Source organism: Promicromonospora sp. NFX87, assembly GCF_048564965.1.
Taxonomy (GTDB): Bacteria; Actinomycetota; Actinomycetes; order Actinomycetales; family Cellulomonadaceae; genus Promicromonospora.
Window position 1 is genome coordinate 1177149 of record NZ_CP183413.1, and the last position, 19193, is coordinate 1196341.

Genomic DNA, 19193 nt, shown 5'->3' on the forward strand with positions numbered 1-19193 from the left:
CCGACATCCGGTTGCGTGCGAAGCCGTGTCCGGCTGGCCGGGGGTGGATGTCGGTGGCTGGGCATAGCGTGTGGCCCGTGACCACGCTCCAGAGACGGGTGCTCCTCGTCGCCGTCCTCGCTTCGTTCGTGTCGTTCCTCGACGGCACGGTCGTGAGCGTCGCGCTGCCCGCCATCGCGGGGGAGCTCGGCGGTGCGGGCATGGAGGACCTGGCCCTGCAGCAGTGGGTGGTCGACGCGTACCTGGTGACCCTCGGCGCGCTGATGCTCGTCGCCGGCTCGGTGTCCGACGTCTACGGACGGCGCCGGGTGCTGGCGGCCGGGCTCGTGGGGTTCGGGATCGCCTCGGTGCTGTGTGCGGTCGCCCCTACCGGGCCCGTCCTCGTCATCGCCCGTGCGCTCCAGGGGGTGGCGGGTGCCCTGCTGGTCCCGAGCTCGCTGGCCCTGATCGTCGCGACGTTCGGTGGTGAGGCGCAGTCCCGTGCGATCGGCCGGTGGACGTCGTGGACGACCGCCGCGATGATCGTCGGCCCGTTCGTCGGTGGCATGCTCGTCGACCTCGCGTCCTGGCGCTGGGTGTTCTGGATCAACGTGCCGGTCATCGCCGTGACGCTCTGGCTGCTGCGCGGGGTGCCCGCGGGGGAGGGCGAGCCCGGCCGGCGGGTGGACGTCCCGGGGGCCGCGCTGGCCGCGTTCGGCCTGGCGGGCGTGGTGTTCGGGCTCATCGAGGGGGAGCGGCTCGGGTGGACCTCGCCGGTGATCCTGGTGTCCGTCCTCGTGGGTGCGGTGATGCTGGTGTCGTTCGTGCTCTACCAGCGGCGGGCCGCGGACCCGATGCTGCCGCTGCGCCTGTTCGAGGCGCGGAACTTCGCGTGGGGAAACCTCGCGACCTTCGCGATCTACGGTGCGCTCTCGCTGGGCGGCTTCGTGCTCACGCTGTTCCTGCAGCAGGTCGCCGGGTACTCCGCGACGTGGTCCGGGGTGGCTCAGCTGCCGACCACGCTCGCGATGATCCTGCTGTCCGCCTGGTTCGGCACGCTCGCCGGCCGGTACGGGCCGCGGCTGTTCATGACGCTGGGCCCGATCGTCGCGGCGGCCGGTTTCCTCCTGATGCTTTCGATGGACGAGACCGCGTTCTACCCGACGCAGGTGCTGCCCGGCCAGCTCGTGTTCGGCCTCGGCCTCTCGATCACGGTGGCACCCCTGACGGCGGCGATCCTCGGTGCCGTCCCGGCCCACGACGCCGGCATCGGCTCCGCGGTGAACAACGCGGTCTCGCGGGTCGCCGGGCTGCTCACCGTGGCGTTCGCGGGCATCATCACCGGCGGCGTGCTCGACGTCGCCTCGTTCCACCGCGCGCTCCTGGTGACAGCGGCCCTGCTGGTGGTCGGCGGGCTGCTGTCCCTGGCAGGGATCCGGAACGCACGTGGGGTGGATCCGAACCAGACACTGGTCAAACCGACTTAGGTGTGCCTAACCTCAGCGCATGGCATTCAAGGGGCGCAAAGCGGTCGATCCGCACGTCGTGATGGCTGAGGTCGTCAACACCAAGCGGGTCACGCCGAACATGATGCGCGTGACGCTGGGCGGTGACGACCTCGCCCACCTCACGCCGGCGGGCTACGACCAGTGGTTCCGCCTCTTCCTGCCGCGCGCGGGACAGGACATGCTGCGCCTCCCCAAGCGCACCTCGGGGCTCTGGTACGCGGAGTACCTCACCACCCCGAAGGCCCAGCGGCCCTGGGTGCGCAACTACACCGTCCGGGCCGCGCGGCCCGACCTCAACGAGATAGACGTCGACTTCGTGCTGCACGCCGCAGAGGACGACGCCCCTGGCGACCCTGAGCACGCCTCGGGTCCGGGGGCCGGCTTCGCCCAGGCCGCCGACCGGGGGATGCGCGTCGGCATCCTCGATCAGGGCATCACCTTCGACGTGAGCCACCAGCACGGCTGGACGCTCCTGGTGGCCGACGAGTCCGGGCTGCCCGCCGTCGCCGGCATCTGCGAGTCGCTTCCCGACGACACCCGCGGCACCGCCGTCATCGAGGTCCCCACAGCCGGGGACAAGCAGGAGTTCCGGGCGCCGTCGGGCGTCGAGGTCCGGTGGGTGGTGCGGTCCGACGCGCACGCCGTCCCGGGCCAGGCCGCGCTCACGGAGCTGCACGAGCTCGAGCTGGCCGGGCCGGTCACCGACGTGTACGCGTTCGCCGTCGGTGAGTCGTCGCTGGCGACCAGCGCGCGCCGGCACCTGGTCAACGAGCGCGGCGTCCCGAAGGGGCAGGTCGACTTCGTGGGCTACTGGCGGCACGGCCGCTCGTCCCCGGGCTGAGTTGAGGGCGGGGACGGGCGCGGAAAAGGGTTGGTGGGGCGGGGTGGGTGTGCCAGGGTCGCCGCGTGACCTCCTTCATCTCGCACCTGACCGTGGACTGCGCCGACGCCTACTCGCTGTCCCAGTGGTGGAAACCGGTGATCGGGTACGAGGACGTGCCCGGCGACCCGAACCTGCCGGGCCACGACGAGTGCATGATCGTCGACCCCGCAGGCAAGGGGGTGCCCGTCCTGTTCATCGAGGTACCGGAGGGCAAGTCGGTCAAGAACCGGCTCCACCTCGACCTGCGCCCCCGGGTGGACCTCCGGGACACCGAGATCGAACGACTCATCGCGCACGGCGCCACCGTGTTCGGCGACCACCGCGGGCAGTACGGCCCCGGCACCGGCTGGGTGACCCTTGCCGATCCCGAGGGCAACGAGTTCTGTGTTCTGCGCTCAGAGGCCGAGACCGCGGCCCAGCAGGCGCCGACCGAAGCGGCCGACGCATGAGCGCCTGGGAGATCCGGCCCGAGCGGCCCGAGGACTTCGCGGCGATCCGGAAGGTGCTGGTCACGGCGTTCGGCGAGGACCGGGTCGCCGACGGCGTCGACCGGGTCCGCGAGTCCTGGATCTACCGGCCGGCACTCGCGCTGGTCGCGGTGGCCGACGGCGAGGTCGTCGGCCACGTGATGATCGACGGCTGCACCGTCACCAACAGTGCGGGCGAGCGCACGGTAGCGATGCTCACGCCCCTCGCCGTCAGCCCCGAGCACCAGCGCCGCGGCATCGGTGCCGCCCTGGTGCGGGCCGCCCTCGCCGGAGCGGAGGCAGCCGGCGAGCCGTACGTCGTGCTCGAGGGCAGCCCGAAGTACTACGGCGCGCTCGGCTTCCTCCCGGCCCGCGACCACGGGATCACCATGCACCTGCCGGACTGGGCCCCGCCCGAGGCGGCCCAGGTCTACCTGCTGCCCGCCTACGACGCGAAGGACCCCGGGCTGCGGGGCGTCATCGGCTATCCGCCGGTGTTCGACTGACAGCCCCCGCACCCGGCCGGTCCTCCCGCGGGCACCGCGCCCGGCGTCAGACCCGGACGACCACCTTGCCGCGCGTGTGGCCCGTCTCGCTGGCCCGGTGCGCGTCCGCGGCGTCGGCCAGGTCGAAGACCTGAGCGATCTCCACGGTCAGCTTGCCGGCGTCGAAGAGCGCGGTGAGGGCGTCGAGGCCCGCGACGGACGGACGCACCCAGACGTAGTGCCCGCCGTGCTCGGTACGGGCGGTGGGGTCGGCGACCGAGGCGATGGTGCCGCCGTCGGCCAGGAGCTCGGCGCTCGCGGCCACCGCCCCGCCGCCGACGAAGTCGAGGACGACGTCGACACCGTCGGGCGCGACGGCGCGGACCCGGTCGGCGAGGCCGTCGCCGTAGGTGACGGGCTCGACGCCGAGCTTGCGCAGGAACACGTGGTTCGCCTCGCTCGCAGTACCGACGACGTGCGCGCCCAGCGCCCTGAGGAGCTGCACGGCGAACGCGCCGACGCCGCCGGCCGCGGCGTGCACCAGCACGGTCTGCCCCTCGGCGACCCCGGCACGCTGGATCGCCTCGTACGCGGTGAGGCCCGCGAGCGGCACCGCTGCCGCCTCCTCGAAGCTCAGCGACTCGGGCTTGCGGGCCAGCGTGCGCACGGGCGCCGCGACGAGCTCGGCGAACGTTCCGCCCTGCACGACGTCCTTGCGCACATAGCCGTACACCTCGTCGCCGACCTGGAACTCCGGGGTGTCCAGACCCACCTGCTCGACGACGCCCGCGACGTCCCAGCCGGGGACCGCCGGGAACACCGTGTCGAGCAGGCCCTCCAGGCGGCCCTCGCGGACCTTCCAGTCGACCGGGTTGACCGACGCCGCCTTCACCCGGACGAGCAGGGTGTCGGGGCCGATGTGCGGGTCGGGCTGCTCGGTGAGCTCGAGGACGTCGGCACTGCCGAACTTCGAATACGTGATGGCTCGCATGCCAGCGACAACCCGCCCGACGGACGCGGCTATTCCGCGACCGCCGGGTGGGGCAGGGGCCCGCGGCCGACCGCTCAGTGCAGCGGCAGGCGCGTCACCCAGTACTCGGTGTCGTCCTCGGGTGTCGTGGTGAACCGGGCATTCGGGAGGTACAGCGCACCCGCGAAGCGGGCGATGGTGGTGGGCGTGTCGAAGTCGTCGCTGGTGCGGGTCCGCACCACCCGGCCTTCCGACGCCGTCCGGTCGAGCCGCAGCGTGGCCACCTGGTTGCTGGTGTTCTGCGCGACGTAGAGCGTGCGACCGGTCCGGAGCATCCCGTCGCCGTTGGTGAGCCGCTCGTCGCCGAGGTCCACCCGGTCCGCATGCCCGTTGTCCCGGTCGACCCGGAAGAGGTCGCCGGTCGTCGAGTTCACGACGAGCAGGCTCTTGCCGTCGGGCGCGGTGGTGATGCCGTTGGCGTTGAACCCGTCGACCTGCTCCCAGTCGCCGTGCAGGGCCAGCTCGTCGTGCGTGTCCGTGAGCCGGCCGTGCGGCCCGAGGCGCAGCCGGTGGACGACTGCGCGCTGCGAGTCGGTGAAGTACGCGTAGTCGCGGGTCACGACGACGTCGTTCACGAAGCCGCCGCCGAGGTCGTACGTCGCGAGGACCTCGCCCGAACGACCGTCGACGACGCGCGCGCCGCCGTCCGGGCCGCCCGCGACGAACAGGCGACCGCGAGCGTCCACGGTGAGCCCCACCGAGGGCGTGCCCGGGCCCTGGCTGATCACCTCGCCCTCGCCGGTCAGGAGATCGGCGCGGTAGATGTCGCCGTCGGCGAGCGAGCCGAACCAGGCGACCGGGCCCGCCGTCGTGATCCCCTCGGGTTGGAACCCGTCGGGCAGCTCGATGCGGTCCGGGAGCTCGATCTGGGGAAAGGGGTCGCGCAGGCCGTGGGTGAGCTGCGGCGCGAGCTGTTGTGCGGTGGAGTCGCTGGGGGCGGCTCCGGGTGCGGCGACCGCTGTCGCCGGGACGGCCGCGAGCGTGATCGCGGCAAGGATGGCCGTAGGGGCGGCCAGACGCTTGGGGTAGCTGAACATCCGTGTCCTCCGTCCGTCGCGCAACACGGTACGTCGGTGGCCCGCGGAAGAATAGGAATGTTCAGTAAAAGTGTGCCAAGCGGGTACCGCCTCACGCCTGCCCGGGCAGCTCCGCCACCACCTCGTCCGGCGACTTGTCCGGCCGCCAGCCGCGCCACACCGAGTGCCGCATCCGCCGCTCGCCCGATGCGCCGTCGCTGCCTTCGACCCAGTCGGCGTACGTCACCTCGCCCACCAGCCGGGGCGTCACCCAGCGCGCGTCCGACGCGTCCTCCTTCGGTACACCGGACGCGCTCGGCGTCTTGCGCTCCATCGCCCGCAGCTGGGCGGTGATCTCCCGGCGCTCGCGCTCGGTGAAACCTGTCCCGACGCGGCCGACGTAGCGCAGGCCGTCGCCGTCCGCGTCCTGCTCGGGCACCGCCATGAGCAGGGAGCCCATCACCGAGGCGTTCGCCCGGCCCGGGCGCCAGCCCACGATGACCACCTCCTGCATGGCGCTGTGCTTGAGCTTGAGCCACTCCCGCGAGCGTCGTTCCGCGTAGGTGGAGGTGCGGCGCTTGGCGACCACGCCCTCCAGCCGCAGGGTGCGGGAGGTGCGCATGGCGGCGTCGAGGTCGCCGTCGAACACGGGTGGGAGGTGGATGGGGGCGTGCGGGGTGACGAGGGACTCGAGGAGCTCGCGCCGCTGCGTCCAGGGCTCGCGGGTGACGTCGTCGCTGTCGGCCGTCAGGACGTCGAAGAGCATGAGGTCGACCTGGACGCGGGCCCTGGCGCGCGCGACGTCGCCCTCCTTGCGGAGGTTGGCGCGCTGCTGGAGGCGGCGGAAGTCGGGTCGGCCGTCCCGGTCGAGGGCGACGATCTCGCCGTCGAGCACGACGGGGAGCCGGTCCGGGTCGACCTGGCCCGCGAGCGCCACCAGCTCGGGGAAGGTGACCGTGAGGTCCTGTCCGGAGCGGCTGATGAAGCGCACCGTCTCGGGGTCCTGGACGTGGGCGAGGGTGCGGAACCCGTCCCACTTCATCTCGAACATCCAGTCGTCGGGTTCGGTGAGCTCGCCGGGCGCGGCGTTGGTGGCGAGCATGGGCCGCCGCACCCTCTCGCTCTTGCTCGGTTGAGTGCTGGGTTCTTGCCCCTTTCGACCCCTCGCGGAGGGCGAAGATCCAGCACTCAACGGTTCGGGGGAGCCTGGCTGGGACTTGGTCAGGTGGATGAGCCAGTTGTTCTCGGCGTCGCCGTCGCGGCCGCCGGTGCGGATCAGGGCCAGGCGCCGGGCGCCACGCTCGGCGGAGTGGAGGGTGACGATGACCTCGTCGTCGCGCCACTTCTCGAGCTCGTAGGTGCCCGAGTCCCAGATGGTGACCTCCCCGCCGCCGTACTCGCCGGCCGGGATGGTGCCCTCGAAGGCGCCGTACTCCAGGGGGTGGTCCTCGGTCTGCACGGCGAGGTGGTTCTTGGCGGGGTCGGTGGGTTCACCGCGGGGGAGTGCCCAGCTGACGAGCACGCCGTCGTGCTCGAGGCGGAAGTCCCAGTGCAGACGGCGGGCGTGGTGCTCCTGGATGACGAAGGCGGGTGGCGCACCGGTGGTCGAGCTTGTCGAGACCTGGGTCTCGACAAGCTCGACCACCGGCGCCCCGTCCGGCCCGAACGGTTCCGGCGTCTTCGCCGGGTCCCGCTTGGCCCGGTAGGTCCCCAGCTTCTCGAAGGTGGCCAGCCGCTCCGTCGTCGGCTCCAGCGCTGAGAGGTGGCCTTCGAGGAGGGGCGCGAGGAGGTCGCCGTCGGCCTCGATGCGCGCCACCACCTCCTCGGGCGTGAGCTGGGTCAGGCCGGGGTCCTCCAGTTCTTCCCAGGTGCGGGGCGCGGCCACCCACGGCTGCTCGCGTCCACGCAGGGAGTAGGGCGCGATGGTGGTCTTGCTGCCGTTGTTCTGCGACCAGTCGACGAGCACCTTGCCGGATCGCAGCTTCTTGCTCATGTCGCTGACGACGAGGTCGGGATGCTCGGCCTCGAGGTACCGGGCGAGCTCGTGCGCGACGGCGGAGACGGCGTCGGAGCCGAGGCGCGTGTCCTGCGCCTTGCCCAGGGCCGCGTACAGGTGGATCCCCTTGGACCCGGACGTCACGGGGTAGGGCTCCAGGCCCATGCCCTGCAGGATCTCGCGGGCCCAGCGGGCCACCTCCGCGCACTCGGCGAGGCCCGCTCCGGGGCCGGGGTCGAGGTCGAGCACGAGGCGGTCGGGGTCCAGGCGGGCGCCGGTGCGGCCGAACTGCCACTGCGGGGTGTGCAGCTCGAGGGTCGCTGTCTGGCCCAGCCACGTGAGGGTCGCCAGGTCGTTGACCAGCACGTAGTCGTTGGAGGACGTCTTGTGCTGGATCGACCGGCGCTTGACCCAGTCGGGGGTCGAGGCGTCGAGGTTCTTCTGGAAGAACATCTGCCCGCCGGTGCCGTCGGGCCACCGCTTGCGCGTCGCGGGCCGGTTGGCGGCGTGCGGCAGCAGCACCGGCGCGACCTGCGTCAGGTAGTGCAGCACCTCACCCTTGGTGGTGCCCGACGCCGGGTACATCACCTTGTCGAGGTTGCTCAGACGCAGGCGGTGCCCCTCGACCATGACCGTCTGCTGCGTGGACGCCATCACACCATGGTGCCGCCGCTCGCGTTCCCTTGCCCAGGAGTGGCGGAGGTGACGCGGGGACGACGTCGCCGAGATCACGTCGCAGAGGGTCGTGACCGCGGCGCGGACTCCGTTAGGCTCCGGCGAGTGATTTCGGACAGCATTGCGATCGACGTGCTGGCAGCGCCCCGGGCGACTGCCGGCGACACCTCCTCGATCGCCCGACCTCAGCAGCTCACCGTCTACGGCGCCGAGTGGTGCCGCGACTGCCGCCGCAGCAAGGCGGTGCTCGACGTCCGCCGCGTGAAGTACGTCTACGTGGACCTCGCCGCCGACCCCACCCGCGCGGACGAGGCCGAGGCCCTGACCGGGCGAAAGACCATCCCGGTCCTGGTGTTCCCCGACGGCGAGCAGCTCGTCGAGCCCACCAACGCGGAGCTGTGCGCGAAGCTGGACCGCGCGGGCCTCTGACCGTCGGCGATCGTCGGCCCAGACCGAAACCTGGGCATGTGGTGCGCTTGGGGCGCACTATAGAAAGATGAGGGCGATCTGGAAGGGCGCCGTGACCTTCGGCCTCGTCAACGTTCCGGTCAAGCTGTACAGCGCGACCGAGGACCACGACGTCCCGCTGCATCAGGTACACGACGCCGACGGTGGACGTATCCGGTACAAGCGTGTGTGCGAGATCGACGGTGAGGTGGTGCCGTACGAGCACATCGACCGCGCTTACGACGACGGTGAGCGCACGGTCGTGCTCACCAAGAAGGATCTCGCCGATCTCCCGGCCGAACGGGACCGCGAGATCTCGGTGGTGGAGTTCGTGCCCAGCGAGCAGATCGACCCGATCATGCTCGACAGGACGTACTACCTCGAGCCCGACTCCAAGTCCACGAAGGCGTACGTGCTGCTGCGCCGCACGCTGGAGGAGACCGACCGCACCGCCGTCGTGAAGTTCGCGCTCCGCCAGCGCACCCGGCTGGCCGCGTTGCGTGTGCGCGACGAGGTGCTCGTGCTGCAGACCCTCCTGTGGGCCGACGAGATCCGCGAGGCCGCGTTCCCGTCGCTCGACGAGCCGGCGAAGGTCTCCGAGAAGGAGCTCACGATGTCGGCGCAGCTCGTCAGCAGCTTCGAGGCGGACTTCACGCCCGAGGACTACGAGGACGAGTACCAGGTGCAGCTGCGCAAGCTCGTCGAGGCCAAGCTCGAGTCGGGCGAGTCCGTCGACACGGCGGCGACGTTCGGCGAGGCCGCCGAGGGGGACGGCGAGGGCGCGGAGGTGGTCGACCTCATGGAGGCGCTCAAGCGCAGCGTCGCGGAGTCGAAGAAGTCCCGCGGGGCGCCGAAGAAGTCCCGTCGCAAGACCGGGTAGGCGCTCTCCAGGCGACTCCTGAGGCTGCTCCTCAGGCAAGGGCGGCGGCCGCCATGAGCGCCACCGAACCCGCGCCGGCCAGAGCGCCCACGCGGTCCGCCGTCCGCCGGCCGGAGCTTGCCGCGGCCACGCAGCTCGCGACGACGAAGGCGGCGGCCGTGCCCAGCCCGAGCGCGGTGAGGGCGTCCACGCCGGTGGCGTGGTGCGCCGCCGCGGCCGATCCCGCTGCCGATCCCACTGCAGTCGGCCCGGCCATCGCCGTCGTAAGGGTCGCCATCGCGAGCAGGCAGCCCACGTGCAGCACGTGCGCGCGGCAGCCCGCCTCGGCATCCGGCGCGTGGCGCAGCGTCCCGGCCAGCGCGACCGCGGCCGCGAGCAGCGCCGCGGCCCAGGCCAGGTCCGGCAGCCCGCCGGGGACGAGCGCCACGTCGGCCATCGCGACGAGCATGAGCAGCCCCGTCGTGAGGGCGACGCGGCCGCCCCTGCCCCGGGCCGGGGTGCACGCTACCGCGAGCACCGCCGGCCCGAGGGCGAGGACATGGAGCACCGCCGCGCTCACGCGCCGTGCTGGTGCGGGCAGGGTTCCCCGCCGTGCGCTCCGCCGCAGCACTGGGCCCCCGCCGCCGGTGCGCAGTGCGCCGAGGCGGACGCGGGCACGTTCAGGGTGGGGTTGCGGTCGAAGAACCCGTAGGGCGCGAGCTTGAAGCTCGCGTAGTCGACGGGCATGACCGGCCAGTCCTCCGGCCGCGGGAAGTGCGTGAGCCCGAGCGTGTGCCACAGCACGACGTCCTGCCCCTCCAGCGGCCGGTCCTTGGCCTGCCACGCGGGCAGGCCGTCGCCACCGGCGTGCTGGTTGACGTACGTGCCCGCCGCGTACCGCTCGTCGTCGGCGAACTGCGTGACCCACACGTGCTGGGTGGCGAACGCGGCGCGCGCCGCGACGGAGGAGCCCTCGGCGGCCAGCAGGGTCGGGGTGTCCTGGGCGTGCAGCACGTACGCCGTCGGGCGCCCGAGGCGGTTGGTGCGCTCGGTCGAGCTGATGTGCCAGGTGCGGCCCACCGAACCGTCGGCCCGACGGGCGGCGCCGGCCTCGGAGGTCAGTCGCGTGCGCTTCGCAGTGAACGCGTTGCCGAACGGGTTGCCCTCGCCCGTCGGTACGCGCACGGCCTCGATCTCGTCGACGGCGTTGGCCGTGCCGTCCACGTCCAGGTCGAGCCGGGCCGAGAACAGGTGCTGGTGGTAGGGGGCGCCCAGGCCTGGAGCGACCTCGGACGCGTACGGGTAGGGCTCGCCGTCCGGCCCCGGGCCCGGGTAGGCCGAGGAGAACAGGAAGCCGGTCAGCTTGGCCTCGCACTCGATGGTGCCGTCCAGGTACAGGTACCAGTAGAAGCCGTAGTCGTAGTTGCCCACCGTGGTGAAGAAGGAGATGACCATGCGCCGCTGGCGGCGCGTCTCGTTGATGCCCGTGAAGATGTCGGAGTGCTTCCACAGCACCCCGTAGTCCTCCTCGTGCAGGCAGATGCCGTTCTCGACCACGCGGGGCAGCCCCCGCTCGTCCGCGAGGACGGCGTCGAGGTAGCGGATCTCGCCCAGGCAGTCGCAGCCGAGCTCCAGCGAGTTCACGTACCGGCCGAACAGGTACTCGCCGGTGTCGAAGTAGTTCTGCCAGAACCGGGTCGGGGACGGGTCGGCGTAGGGGACGATCATCTCGGAGATCGACGCCCGGTAGGCCACCGAGCGCTGCTCGCCCGCGTCGTCGATCGAGATGCGGTGGAGCACGAGGCCCTCGCGCGCGTCGAACGACACCCGCACCTGCCAGCCTGCCCACGTGACCAGGCCGTCGTCGGAGACCTGGAACGACGGGCCCTCCGGCTGCGTGATCTCGATCGGCCTGAGCGTCGTGCGGGGCGCGCCCGCCAGGTCCGGCTCGGTGTAGTTGCCGTGCTCGGCGGGCACGGGCACGACCGCGTGGTCGATGACGCGGGTGACCTCGCGCGTCGTGAGGTTCACGTACGCGACCAGGCCGTCGACGGGATGCGCCCACGGGTGGTCGGCCTCGTGGTCCTGACGGAACCCGAAGACGCGGGCCATGCGCTTGCCGACCTCGTCCGCGTAGCCGAAGACGCCGGCCGACAGCGGCACGGTCACCACCGTGGCGGGGTCCAGGCCGCGCTTCGCCAGGGCGGCCAGCCAGTCGGGCGACGCCGCGACGATCTCGGGGACGATCTCGAACTCCTCGTCGAGGATGGGCAGCTGGCCCACCTCGGCGGTGTCGAGCACCTCCTGGGACACGAGGGCACCCGTGGTCACGTCCACGACGGTGTCGCGCTGGACGCCGGTGGCCAGGTCCAGGAGCTGGACCCGCACCTGCCGGGGCGGCAGGGCTCCGGACCCGGCCTCCCAGGCGAGGACGGCGGCCTTCGGTGCCTCCAGCAGCCCGACGTAGACGAAGCGCGTGGTCTCCTCGACCAGGCCGGCGGAGCCGACGGCGGCGGCCGCGGCCGTGATCTCGTCGGCGGACAGGGTGGCCAGCGGATGGGTGGTGACGGAGGTCGGGGCGATGGCGTGCGTGGCAGTCATGGTGTTCTCCTCTGGAAGTCTCGGCGTCGGAAGGTCCGGCGTCAGCCGATGGCCTCGGTGATGCGGGCATAGGTCTCGGGTCGACGGCGGCGCAGGACGACCGCCTGCACCCAGCCGGCGACGGGGCTGAGCACGATGACGGCGAGCAGGACGGCACTGGTCGTGCCGAACCGCTGGTCGCCCGCGGCGTCGACGTCGCCCACCAGGAGCGGGAAGTACGCGACGATCGCGACCGCCGCTCCCGTCAGGCCGACGAGGCCGAGCACCGGCGCGACCACGGTGTTCCATGCCCGCGCGTCCTGCCGCGTGCGGCGGAACCAGACGATGACCGCCAGGCTCGTGACGGCCATGAGGATCGCGATGGCGAGCGTGGAGACGCCGGCGAACCAGGTGAAGACCTCCAGCACCGGGTCCAGGCCGGCCAGCGCGAACACGGCCACCAGCACGACCGTGGTGGCCGACTGGAGGAGCGACGACAGGTGCGGGGAGAGGTGCCGCGCGTGCACGGCGCCCACGGCGCCGGGCAGCAGGCCGGCGTTCGCCATCGTGTGCTGGTAGCGCGTGATGACGTTGTGGAAGCTGAGCACGCACGCGAACATGCTGGTGATCAGCAGGACGTTGATGATCACCTCGCCGGCAGTGCCGAGGTATTTCGCGGTCGTCGTCAGGATCATCCCGCCCGGGTCGGCGGCAGCGACGTCGACGGCGTTGTCCGGGCCCCAGGCCATGACGAGACCCCACGAGGCGAGCGTGTAGAAGACGGTGATGCCGATGACGGCGGCGTAGGTGGCGCGCGGGATGGTGCGGGCCGGGTCGCGCGCCTCGTCACGAAAGATCGCCGTCGCCTCGAAGCCGATGAAGGCGGCGATCGCGAACGTCAGCCCCACGGACGGCGACCCGGAGAACACGTTGGCCGGCTCGAACGGCGCCATGGACAGTCCCTGGTCGCCGCCCGTGATGACGACGCCGGCGACGACCGCCAGCACTATGCCGATCTCCCCGACGAGCAGGACGCCCAGCACCTTGGACGACAGGTCGATGTGCCGGTAGCCGAGCACGCCCACGAGGGCGGCCACCGCCAGGGCCCACAGCCACCAGGGCAGCTCCGGCAGGCCGAGCTGGGCGGACGTGACCGACAGGATGTATCCGATGTACCCGTACACCGCCGCCTGGATGGTGGTGTACGTCAGCAGGGCGAGATAGGCGGCGCCGAGGCCGGCCCGCCGTCCGAGGCCGTAGCCGACGAACGTGAAGAACGCGCCCGGCCGCGGGACCACGCGCGTCATCGCCGCCAGACCCACCGAGAACAGCAGCAGGACGACGCCGGAGACGACGTAGAGGGCGGGGAACCCGACACCGTTGCCGAGCAGGATGCCGAGCGGCGCCGCGCCGCCGACCACGGTCAGGGGCGACGCGGCGGCGACCACCATGAAGACGATGGCGAGCGGGCCGAGCTTCCCGGTGAGCGCGCGGGGGGCGGTGACGGGGCCCGTGTCGGCCGGCGACGAGCCGGTCCGGATCGGAGCGGACATGGGGACCTCCAGGGGCGGGACCGAGGGTGAGACAGAGCGTCGAGCGTGTCGTCCACCAGACTCCGGCGCGGCGGTTGCTCTGCCGTCTCGGGCCCGTAAACCTTGGTCGGAGGCGGTCGAGACGCCGCCGGTGCACGTGTCTCGTTGAGGGTCACACCGCGGAAACACTCCCCGGCTGTCGCCGCAACAGGCCGTTGTTAGGCTCCCGCGCACTCGGCCGGACGACTCGGCTGGACGGCTCGGCTGGAATCGGCCGGACGACGGAGGGAGCGCCCATGACCACACCCACCTCTCCGGTGCGCACCCGGCGGCCCGTCGTCGGGACCCGCTCCCCGGTGCACGGCCTGGCCCGGCGTTCGCTGCCGTTCACCGACGTGGTGGCGCAGTCGCTGTCGGCCGTGGCGCCGTCGGCCGCCGCGACGACCATGCCGCTCCTGGTGGCCACCGTGGCCGGCGGGTCGACGGCCCTCGCCCTCGGCGTCGCGCTCGTCCTCGCGGTCGCGGTCGCCGCCTGCGTCAACCAGTTCACGCGGCGCATCGCGGCAACCGGCTCGCTGTACACGTTCGTCGTGCGCGGCCTCGGCCCGCGCGCCGGCGTGGTCACCGGGGTGGCCATGCTGCTGGGCTACGGGTTCATCACCATGTTCTCCCTGGCCGGCGGCGGCTGGTACGCGCACCTCCTGATCGGCCGGTTCGTGCCGGCCCAGGCCGCGGGAACGGCCCCCGCGGTCGTCGTCGTGCTCCTGATGGGCGCGGCGGTGTGGTGGGTGCTCCTGCGCGGCATCCGTCGCTCGGCCCGGATCACGCTCGTCGTCGAGGTCGTCTCCGTGGCGCTCCTCGCCATCCTCGTCCTCGCGATGCTCCTGCACACCGGCCCCGCTGCCGCCGTCCGCGCGGCGCTTCCCGAGCCCGGTACGGGTCCGGCCGACGTGGCGGTCGGCACCGCGATCGCGCTCACCGCGTTCGTGGGCTTCGAGTCCGCGGCCACGCTCGGCGCGGAGGCGCAACACCCGTTCCGCGCCGTGCCGCGTGCCGTCACCTGGACCGCGCTCGGGTCCGGACTGCTGTACCTGGGCGCGTCGGTGAGCCAGCTCGTGGGGTACTCGGGCCTCGGTCTCGATCTCGCTGGCGCCCGCTCCCCGGCCAACGAGCTCGCTGCGGCCTATGGCGTGAGCTGGGCCGGTCCGGTGCTCGACGTCGGTATCACCGCGTCGTTCTTCGCCTGCGCCATCGCCTCGTCGACCGCACTGGTCCGCGTGCTGTTCACCATGGGGCGCGAGGAGCTGGCGCCGCGGTCGTTCGGCGTCGCGCACGCCGTGCACGGCACCCCCGCGCGGGCGCTCGCGGCGACGATGCCGCTGGTGACGCTGGTCCCGGTCGCGGCGGTGCTGCTCGGCGTTGACCTGTGGTCCACGATGCAGGCGCTCCTCGTCGTGTCGGCGGGCGGGTACATCACCGCCTATGTGCTGGTGTGCGTTGCCGTGCCGGTCTTCCTGCGCCGCATCGACGAGGTGACCTGGCGACCCGTCGTGCTCGCCGCGGGTACCGCGGCGCTGCTGGCCTGTTCGCTCGTCGTCATGCTCGTGGTCCAGAGCGGGACGTCCCGCCAGGCCGGGGTCTGGGCATTCCTCGCGCTCCTGGCGGTCGGCGTCGCGACGGGGCTGTCCCGGCTCGGCCGGCTTCCCCGGCTGAGGCGACGGCTGGGCGTCCACGACGAGGCTGTCGTCACCGACCTCCTCGATGCCGGGCGGGCGGACGACCGGGCGCGCTCGCCGCGGTTCCCTGGCGGTTCAGGTCCGTTCGGCGGTTCAGGTCCGTTTGGTGGTTCCGGCCCGTCCGGTGGTTCGGCGGCCGCCTGATGAGCCGGCCCATCTTCGGCAGCCCGGACGCCGCCGCGCGGCTGCTCGGGCTCGTCGACAGGGCCGCGGTGAGCGATTCCGCCGCAGTCAGCGCCGCCGCCGTCAGCTCAGCCACCGTCAGTGAGGACGAGCTGCGCGGGCGTCAGCCGCGTGCCGTGCGGCACGCACTGCGGGTACTCGAGTGCGTGGCCGCGTCCGGGGCCGGGGTGACCGGTCAGGAGATCTCCGCCGCGCTCGGCCTCTCCCGCGCGACGACGTATCGCCTGGTGCAGGTGCTGACCGAGGACGAGTACCTCGTGCGGCTGCCGGACCTGCGCGGGTTCGCGCTCGGTCACCGGGTGGCCGCGCTGTTCCCGCCACCCGCGCCGCGGCCGCCGCTCGCGGCGCGGCTCGTGCTGGACCGGCTGCGCGCCGGGCTGCGTGGCGGGATCCACCTCATCCGGCTGGACGGCGTGGTGCGCGCGGTGGTCGACGAGGACCCCGACTTCCCGCTCGTCCCCGAACCGGAGGTTCGTGAGGCCGTCGACGGCGTCTGTGGTGAGCTGGCCGCCGGAGCGAGGTCCGCCGCACGCGAGGACAACAGGTGGGCTGCGGTCGGCGTCACCGTCCTCGACGAGCTCGGCCGCCCGATCGCCGGTCTCGTGTTCGTGGTGCCCGAGGACCGGATGCCCGGGGTGGCCGAGGTCGACGGCCGGCTCGCGCCCGCCGCCGCCGAGCTGGGGCCGTTGCTGGCCTGACTCCCGGCGAGCGCGGTGGCCGCCGGGGCGGTGTCGTCACGAGCCGAGCCGTGCTGCCAGTCCCTGTTCGCCCGCGCGCATCACGCGGCCGTGCGCCCAGGCGAGCGGTCCGGGGGCGATCCGGGACGTGGCACGGAACCAGGCCGGCACGGGGGACACCTGCCAGAGGAGCTGAACCTCCGTCGAGGTCTCGCCGGTCGACGGCCCGCTGGTCGAGCCCGTCGGGAGCCCCGCCGCACGCACCGTCACCTCGGCACTCCCCGCCAGGTCACCGGACACGTCGAGCAGCGCGCGACCCGGCTCGCCGTCCGACGGCGCCGTCGTCCGCCGCAGATCGAGCCGGAACCGTAGCGAATACCCCAGCGGGCTCCGGACCCGCAGGTCGGCCCAGGTCCCGGCCGCTGCCAGCCCGTCCGGCCCGACGACGGGCCGGGTCGCCGCGGCGGTGAGCCCGGGCCACCAGTCGGGCCAGGTGAACCGCGGGTCGGCCAGCACCGACCAGACGCGCGCCACAGGTGCGGCCGGGCGCCAGACGGATTCGAGCGTGAACATCGGGCCATCGTGCCGTCCGCCCTGGCAGACGAGTCACCGACCCGCCGGAGGTGCTGGACAGCCGTTCGCCGGGTAAGCCGCGGGTGGGCGCACCCCATGACAAGGTAGAGCCGATGAGTCGTACCAAACCGCCCCTCTGGCTGCGCTGGACCCTGGCCGGCGTAGCCGCAGCCCTGGTGGCCCTCACGTTCGGGATCACCACCGCGCAGGCAGACCTGAGCCTCGGCCCGCACGAGGCCACGTACTCGGTCACCGCGGACGACAGCCTGGTCGCGGACCTCGGCCCGCTCGGCACCGTCGTCACCGACTCCCCGCTGCCGTTCACGCTCGGGGTGCGGATCACCGTGCACGAGATCCCCGCCGACCTCTCGGCGGTGGACACCGCCAGCTTCGACGCGCTCGTGGGCGACCTCGACGGGTACCTCCAGTTCTTCGACAGCCCGCAGCAGACGGTACGGACCGTCGCGTGGGCGCTGATCTGGGACGCGGTCCGTGGCGCGGGCGTGGCGGCAGTGGTGCTGGTCGTGGCCGGGTTCGGCCTGCGCGCCCTGCTCGGGCCCGCCCGACGCCGGGAGCTCGGCCGGACGCTCGCCCCGCGCACCGGGAAGATCACCGGCGGGGTGCTCGTCGCCGTGCTCGTTGCCGCGACCGTCACGGCGAGCGCCGGGCCGGAGGAGAGGGCCGCGCTGCCCGCCTCGCCGGTGTTCGCGGGGACGGCGCTGGAGGGTGCGCGCATCACGGGCCGGCTGGCGAGCGTCATCGACACGTACAGCGGCCAGCTCGTCGAGACGTACCAGGCGAACGAGGTGTTCTACGCGGGCGCGCGCGAGCGGCTGAACGAGGCGTGGGACGCGCGGGTCGCCCAGGAGGAGGCGGCGCAGGCCGGGTCGGAGCCGACGGGGTCGGCGTCGGGCACCTCGGCCGGAACCGACTACGTGACGTTCCTGCTGGTCTCGGACCTGCACTGCAACACCGGCATGACGCCGCTCATCCGTGATCTGGCCGACCGGCTGAGGCCGGACGTCATGCTGAACGCCGGGGACACGACGATCAACGGGACGAGCGTGGAGTCGGTCTGCGTGGACTCGTTCGCGTCCGCCGTGCCCGACGGTGTTCCGTTCGTGGTCTCGGACGGCAACCACGACTCCCGCCTGACGACCGCGACGGAGCTCGCGAACCGGCAGATCGTGCTGGACGGCTCCGTCGTCGAGGTGGAGGGTGTGCGCATCCTCGGCGACCGGGACCCGCTGGAGACGCGGATCGGTGGCGGGACGGTGATGGCCCGTGAGGAGACGCCGGACGAGGCGGGCGACCGGCTGCGGGACGTGGCGTGCGAGGCGGCGGGGGAGCCGGGGCTCGGCGGGTTCACCGCGGAGGACCGGGTCGACCTGCTGCTGGTCCACCAGCCGGCGGTGGGCGACGCGGCGCTGGAGTCGGGCTGTGTGCCGTTCCAGATCTCCGGGCACATGCACAAGCGGATCGGGCCGGACGTCGTGGGGTACGGCGTGCGGTACGTGAACGCCAGCACCGGCGGGGCGACGAAGGGCAACACGTCGGTGGGGCCGCTGCGGGACTCGTCGGAGATGACCGTGCTGCGGTTCGACCCCGAGCGCCGTCAGTTCGTGGACTGGCAGCTGGTCGAGGTCACCACGGAGGGCGAGGCCGTGGTGGGCGAGCGGCAGCAGTTCCCACCGCCGGTCCCGCTGCCCGACGAGGTTCCCGGCGACGACACCGGCGGTGTGCTGTCCGGCATCGGGTCGTCCCCGTCGCCGTCCGCCCAGGACAACTAGGCTTGGTGCGTGGAGATCACAACCGACCCGGCCGAGCTGACGCCCGTCGCCCAGGACTATCTGAAGGCGGTGTGGTCTGCCCAGGAGTGGTCGGACGAGAAGGTGACCACCAAGCAGCTCGCCGACCGGCTGGGCGTGGGCGCGTCCACGGTCTCGGAGACGGTGCGCCGGCTGTCCGGGCAGGGCCTGCTGGAGCACGAGCGGTACGGGGCGATCCGCCTGACCGACGACGGGCGCCGTCTCGCACTGGTGATGGTGCGCAGGCACCGGCTGCTGGAGACCTTTCTCGTGGACCAGCTCGGCTACGGGTGGGACGAGGTGCACGACGAGGCGGAGGTGCTGGAGCACGCGGTCTCGGACGTCTTCGTCGAACGCATGGCCGCACGGCTGGGCAACCCGTCGCGCGATCCGCACGGTGACCCGATCCCCTCGGCGGACGGCACGGTGGTGCGCCCCGACGCCGTGCCCCTGTCGTCGATGCACGCGGGCGACGTCGGCACGGTGGCCCGCATCTCCGACGCCGACCCCGAGGCGTTGCGCTATCTCGCCGAGCTCGGCCTGGACCTGGACATGCGGGTGGAGGTCACGACGCGACGTGAGTTCGCCGGCACGGTAGCGGTGTCCTGGCAGCCGGCCGGCGAGCCGGCCGGTGCGTCCGAGCGGGTGGCCGATCTCGGCCTGCTGGCGGCTTCCCGCGTGTGGGTCACGCAGGAGTAGTCTCCTCTCCGTTCCCCTCTTGCTCGTCGCCGGTGTCGCCGACGGTCCCCCGAATCGATA

17 protein-coding genes are annotated in these 19193 nt (G+C 72.6%); 10 read left to right on the forward strand and 7 right to left on the reverse strand.

The window, feature by feature from the left end:
• The first annotated feature begins 47 nt into the window (after positions 1–47).
• From ACNYC2_RS05220 to ACNYC2_RS05235, 4 genes are all read left to right on the forward strand, one after another.
• Positions 48–1466 (forward strand): MFS transporter, encoded by a 1419-nt coding sequence (locus tag ACNYC2_RS05220; protein ID WP_419706002.1) that lies wholly within the window; start codon positions 48–50, stop codon positions 1464–1466.
• Between the two features lie 19 nt (positions 1467–1485).
• Positions 1486–2328, forward strand: coding sequence for a siderophore-interacting protein (locus ACNYC2_RS05225; RefSeq protein WP_419706003.1), 843 nt, complete (start codon positions 1486–1488; stop codon positions 2326–2328).
• Between the two features lie 65 nt (positions 2329–2393).
• Complete coding sequence (locus tag ACNYC2_RS05230; RefSeq protein ID WP_419706004.1) at positions 2394–2819, forward strand: VOC family protein; 426 nt, start codon at positions 2394–2396, stop codon at positions 2817–2819.
• The gene (locus ACNYC2_RS05235; protein ID WP_419706005.1) at positions 2816–3343 is read left to right on the forward strand and encodes a GNAT family N-acetyltransferase; all 528 of its coding nucleotides are present in this window, start codon (positions 2816–2818) and stop codon (positions 3341–3343) included. The genes ACNYC2_RS05230 and ACNYC2_RS05235 overlap by 4 nt, the downstream gene beginning before the upstream one ends.
• A gap of 46 nt (positions 3344–3389) precedes the next feature.
• Here ACNYC2_RS05235 and ACNYC2_RS05240 read toward each other — a convergent pair whose 3' ends face one another.
• From ACNYC2_RS05240 to ACNYC2_RS05250, 3 genes are all read right to left on the reverse strand, one after another.
• Complete coding sequence (locus ACNYC2_RS05240) at positions 3390–4313, reverse strand: NADP-dependent oxidoreductase (protein WP_419706006.1); 924 nt, start codon at positions 4311–4313, stop codon at positions 3390–3392.
• A 74-nt stretch (positions 4314–4387) separates the two neighbouring features.
• Positions 4388–5389, reverse strand: coding sequence for an SMP-30/gluconolactonase/LRE family protein (locus tag ACNYC2_RS05245; protein WP_419706007.1), 1002 nt, complete (start codon positions 5387–5389; stop codon positions 4388–4390).
• 91 nt (positions 5390–5480) lie between these two features.
• Complete coding sequence (locus tag ACNYC2_RS05250) at positions 5481–8018, reverse strand: ATP-dependent DNA ligase (RefSeq protein ID WP_419706008.1); 2538 nt, start codon at positions 8016–8018, stop codon at positions 5481–5483.
• 126 nt (positions 8019–8144) lie between these two features.
• Between ACNYC2_RS05250 and ACNYC2_RS05255 the strand changes: the two genes are divergently transcribed.
• Both ACNYC2_RS05255 and ACNYC2_RS05260 read left to right on the forward strand, forming a co-directional pair.
• On the forward strand, positions 8145–8468 hold the full coding sequence (locus ACNYC2_RS05255) for a glutaredoxin family protein (RefSeq protein ID WP_419706009.1): 324 nt from the start codon (positions 8145–8147) through the stop codon (positions 8466–8468).
• A 67-nt stretch (positions 8469–8535) separates the two neighbouring features.
• Entirely contained in the window at positions 8536–9366 is an 831-nt protein-coding gene (locus tag ACNYC2_RS05260) for a Ku protein (protein ID WP_419706010.1), read from the forward strand.
• A 31-nt stretch (positions 9367–9397) separates the two neighbouring features.
• Here the strand turns inward: ACNYC2_RS05260 and ACNYC2_RS05265 are convergent, their stop codons facing one another.
• From ACNYC2_RS05265 to ACNYC2_RS05275, 3 genes are read right to left on the reverse strand one after another with little or no spacing between them, the layout of a single operon-like run.
• Entirely contained in the window at positions 9398–9925 is a 528-nt protein-coding gene (locus tag ACNYC2_RS05265; protein ID WP_419706011.1) for a hypothetical protein, read from the reverse strand.
• Positions 9922–11946 (reverse strand): primary-amine oxidase, encoded by a 2025-nt coding sequence (locus tag ACNYC2_RS05270; RefSeq protein WP_419706012.1) that lies wholly within the window; start codon positions 11944–11946, stop codon positions 9922–9924. Before ACNYC2_RS05270 ends, ACNYC2_RS05265 begins: the two co-directional genes overlap by 4 nt.
• Positions 11947–11987: 41 nt before the next feature.
• A complete protein-coding gene (locus tag ACNYC2_RS05275; RefSeq protein WP_419706013.1) occupies positions 11988–13478 on the reverse strand; it encodes an APC family permease in 1491 nt (496 codons plus the stop codon).
• Between the two features lie 275 nt (positions 13479–13753).
• On the opposite strand from ACNYC2_RS05275, the gene ACNYC2_RS05280 reads away from it, so the two are divergent.
• Both ACNYC2_RS05280 and ACNYC2_RS05285 read left to right on the forward strand, forming a co-directional pair.
• Entirely contained in the window at positions 13754–15337 is a 1584-nt protein-coding gene (locus ACNYC2_RS05280) for an APC family permease (RefSeq protein ID WP_419706014.1), read from the forward strand.
• Positions 15337–16074 carry a helix-turn-helix domain-containing protein gene (locus ACNYC2_RS05285; RefSeq protein ID WP_419706015.1) on the forward strand — a complete coding sequence of 246 codons (738 nt, stop codon included), beginning with the start codon at positions 15337–15339 and terminating at the stop codon, positions 16072–16074. Before ACNYC2_RS05280 ends, ACNYC2_RS05285 begins: the two co-directional genes overlap by 1 nt.
• A 36-nt stretch (positions 16075–16110) precedes the next feature.
• Here ACNYC2_RS05285 and ACNYC2_RS05290 read toward each other — a convergent pair whose 3' ends face one another.
• Entirely contained in the window at positions 16111–16626 is a 516-nt protein-coding gene (locus ACNYC2_RS05290; RefSeq protein ID WP_419706016.1) for a hypothetical protein, read from the reverse strand.
• Positions 16627–16739: 113 nt separating this feature from the next.
• On the opposite strand from ACNYC2_RS05290, the gene ACNYC2_RS05295 reads away from it, so the two are divergent.
• A complete protein-coding gene (locus ACNYC2_RS05295; RefSeq protein ID WP_419706017.1) occupies positions 16740–18416 on the forward strand; it encodes a metallophosphoesterase family protein in 1677 nt (558 codons plus the stop codon).
• A gap of 9 nt (positions 18417–18425) precedes the next feature.
• On the forward strand, positions 18426–19133 hold the full coding sequence (locus ACNYC2_RS05300) for a metal-dependent transcriptional regulator (RefSeq protein WP_419706018.1): 708 nt from the start codon (positions 18426–18428) through the stop codon (positions 19131–19133).
• Positions 19134–19193 lie beyond the last annotated feature (60 nt).

Bases quoted from the DNA above. Each gene is read 5' to 3' on its own strand.
- ACNYC2_RS05295 (WP_419706017.1), top strand. From the start codon at position 16,740: ATGAGTCGTACCAAACCGCCCCTCTGGCTGCGCTGGACCCTGGCCGGC.
- ACNYC2_RS05270 (WP_419706012.1), bottom strand. From the start codon at position 11,946: ATGACTGCCACGCACGCCATCGCCCCGACCTCCGTCACCACCCATCCG.
- ACNYC2_RS05285 (WP_419706015.1), top strand. From the start codon at position 15,337: ATGAGCCGGCCCATCTTCGGCAGCCCGGACGCCGCCGCGCGGCTGCTC.
- ACNYC2_RS05245 (WP_419706007.1), bottom strand. From the start codon at position 5,389: ATGTTCAGCTACCCCAAGCGTCTGGCCGCCCCTACGGCCATCCTTGCC.
- ACNYC2_RS05290 (WP_419706016.1), bottom strand. From the start codon at position 16,626: ATGTTCACGCTCGAATCCGTCTGGCGCCCGGCCGCACCTGTGGCGCGC.
- ACNYC2_RS05235 (WP_419706005.1), top strand. From the start codon at position 2,816: ATGAGCGCCTGGGAGATCCGGCCCGAGCGGCCCGAGGACTTCGCGGCG.
- ACNYC2_RS05225 (WP_419706003.1), top strand. From the start codon at position 1,486: ATGGCATTCAAGGGGCGCAAAGCGGTCGATCCGCACGTCGTGATGGCT.
- ACNYC2_RS05275 (WP_419706013.1), bottom strand. From the start codon at position 13,478: ATGTCCGCTCCGATCCGGACCGGCTCGTCGCCGGCCGACACGGGCCCC.
- ACNYC2_RS05240 (WP_419706006.1), bottom strand. From the start codon at position 4,313: ATGCGAGCCATCACGTATTCGAAGTTCGGCAGTGCCGACGTCCTCGAG.
- ACNYC2_RS05280 (WP_419706014.1), top strand. From the start codon at position 13,754: ATGACCACACCCACCTCTCCGGTGCGCACCCGGCGGCCCGTCGTCGGG.
- ACNYC2_RS05260 (WP_419706010.1), top strand. From the start codon at position 8,536: ATGAGGGCGATCTGGAAGGGCGCCGTGACCTTCGGCCTCGTCAACGTT.
- ACNYC2_RS05250 (WP_419706008.1), bottom strand. From the start codon at position 8,018: ATGGCGTCCACGCAGCAGACGGTCATGGTCGAGGGGCACCGCCTGCGT.
- ACNYC2_RS05220 (WP_419706002.1), top strand. From the start codon at position 48: ATGTCGGTGGCTGGGCATAGCGTGTGGCCCGTGACCACGCTCCAGAGA.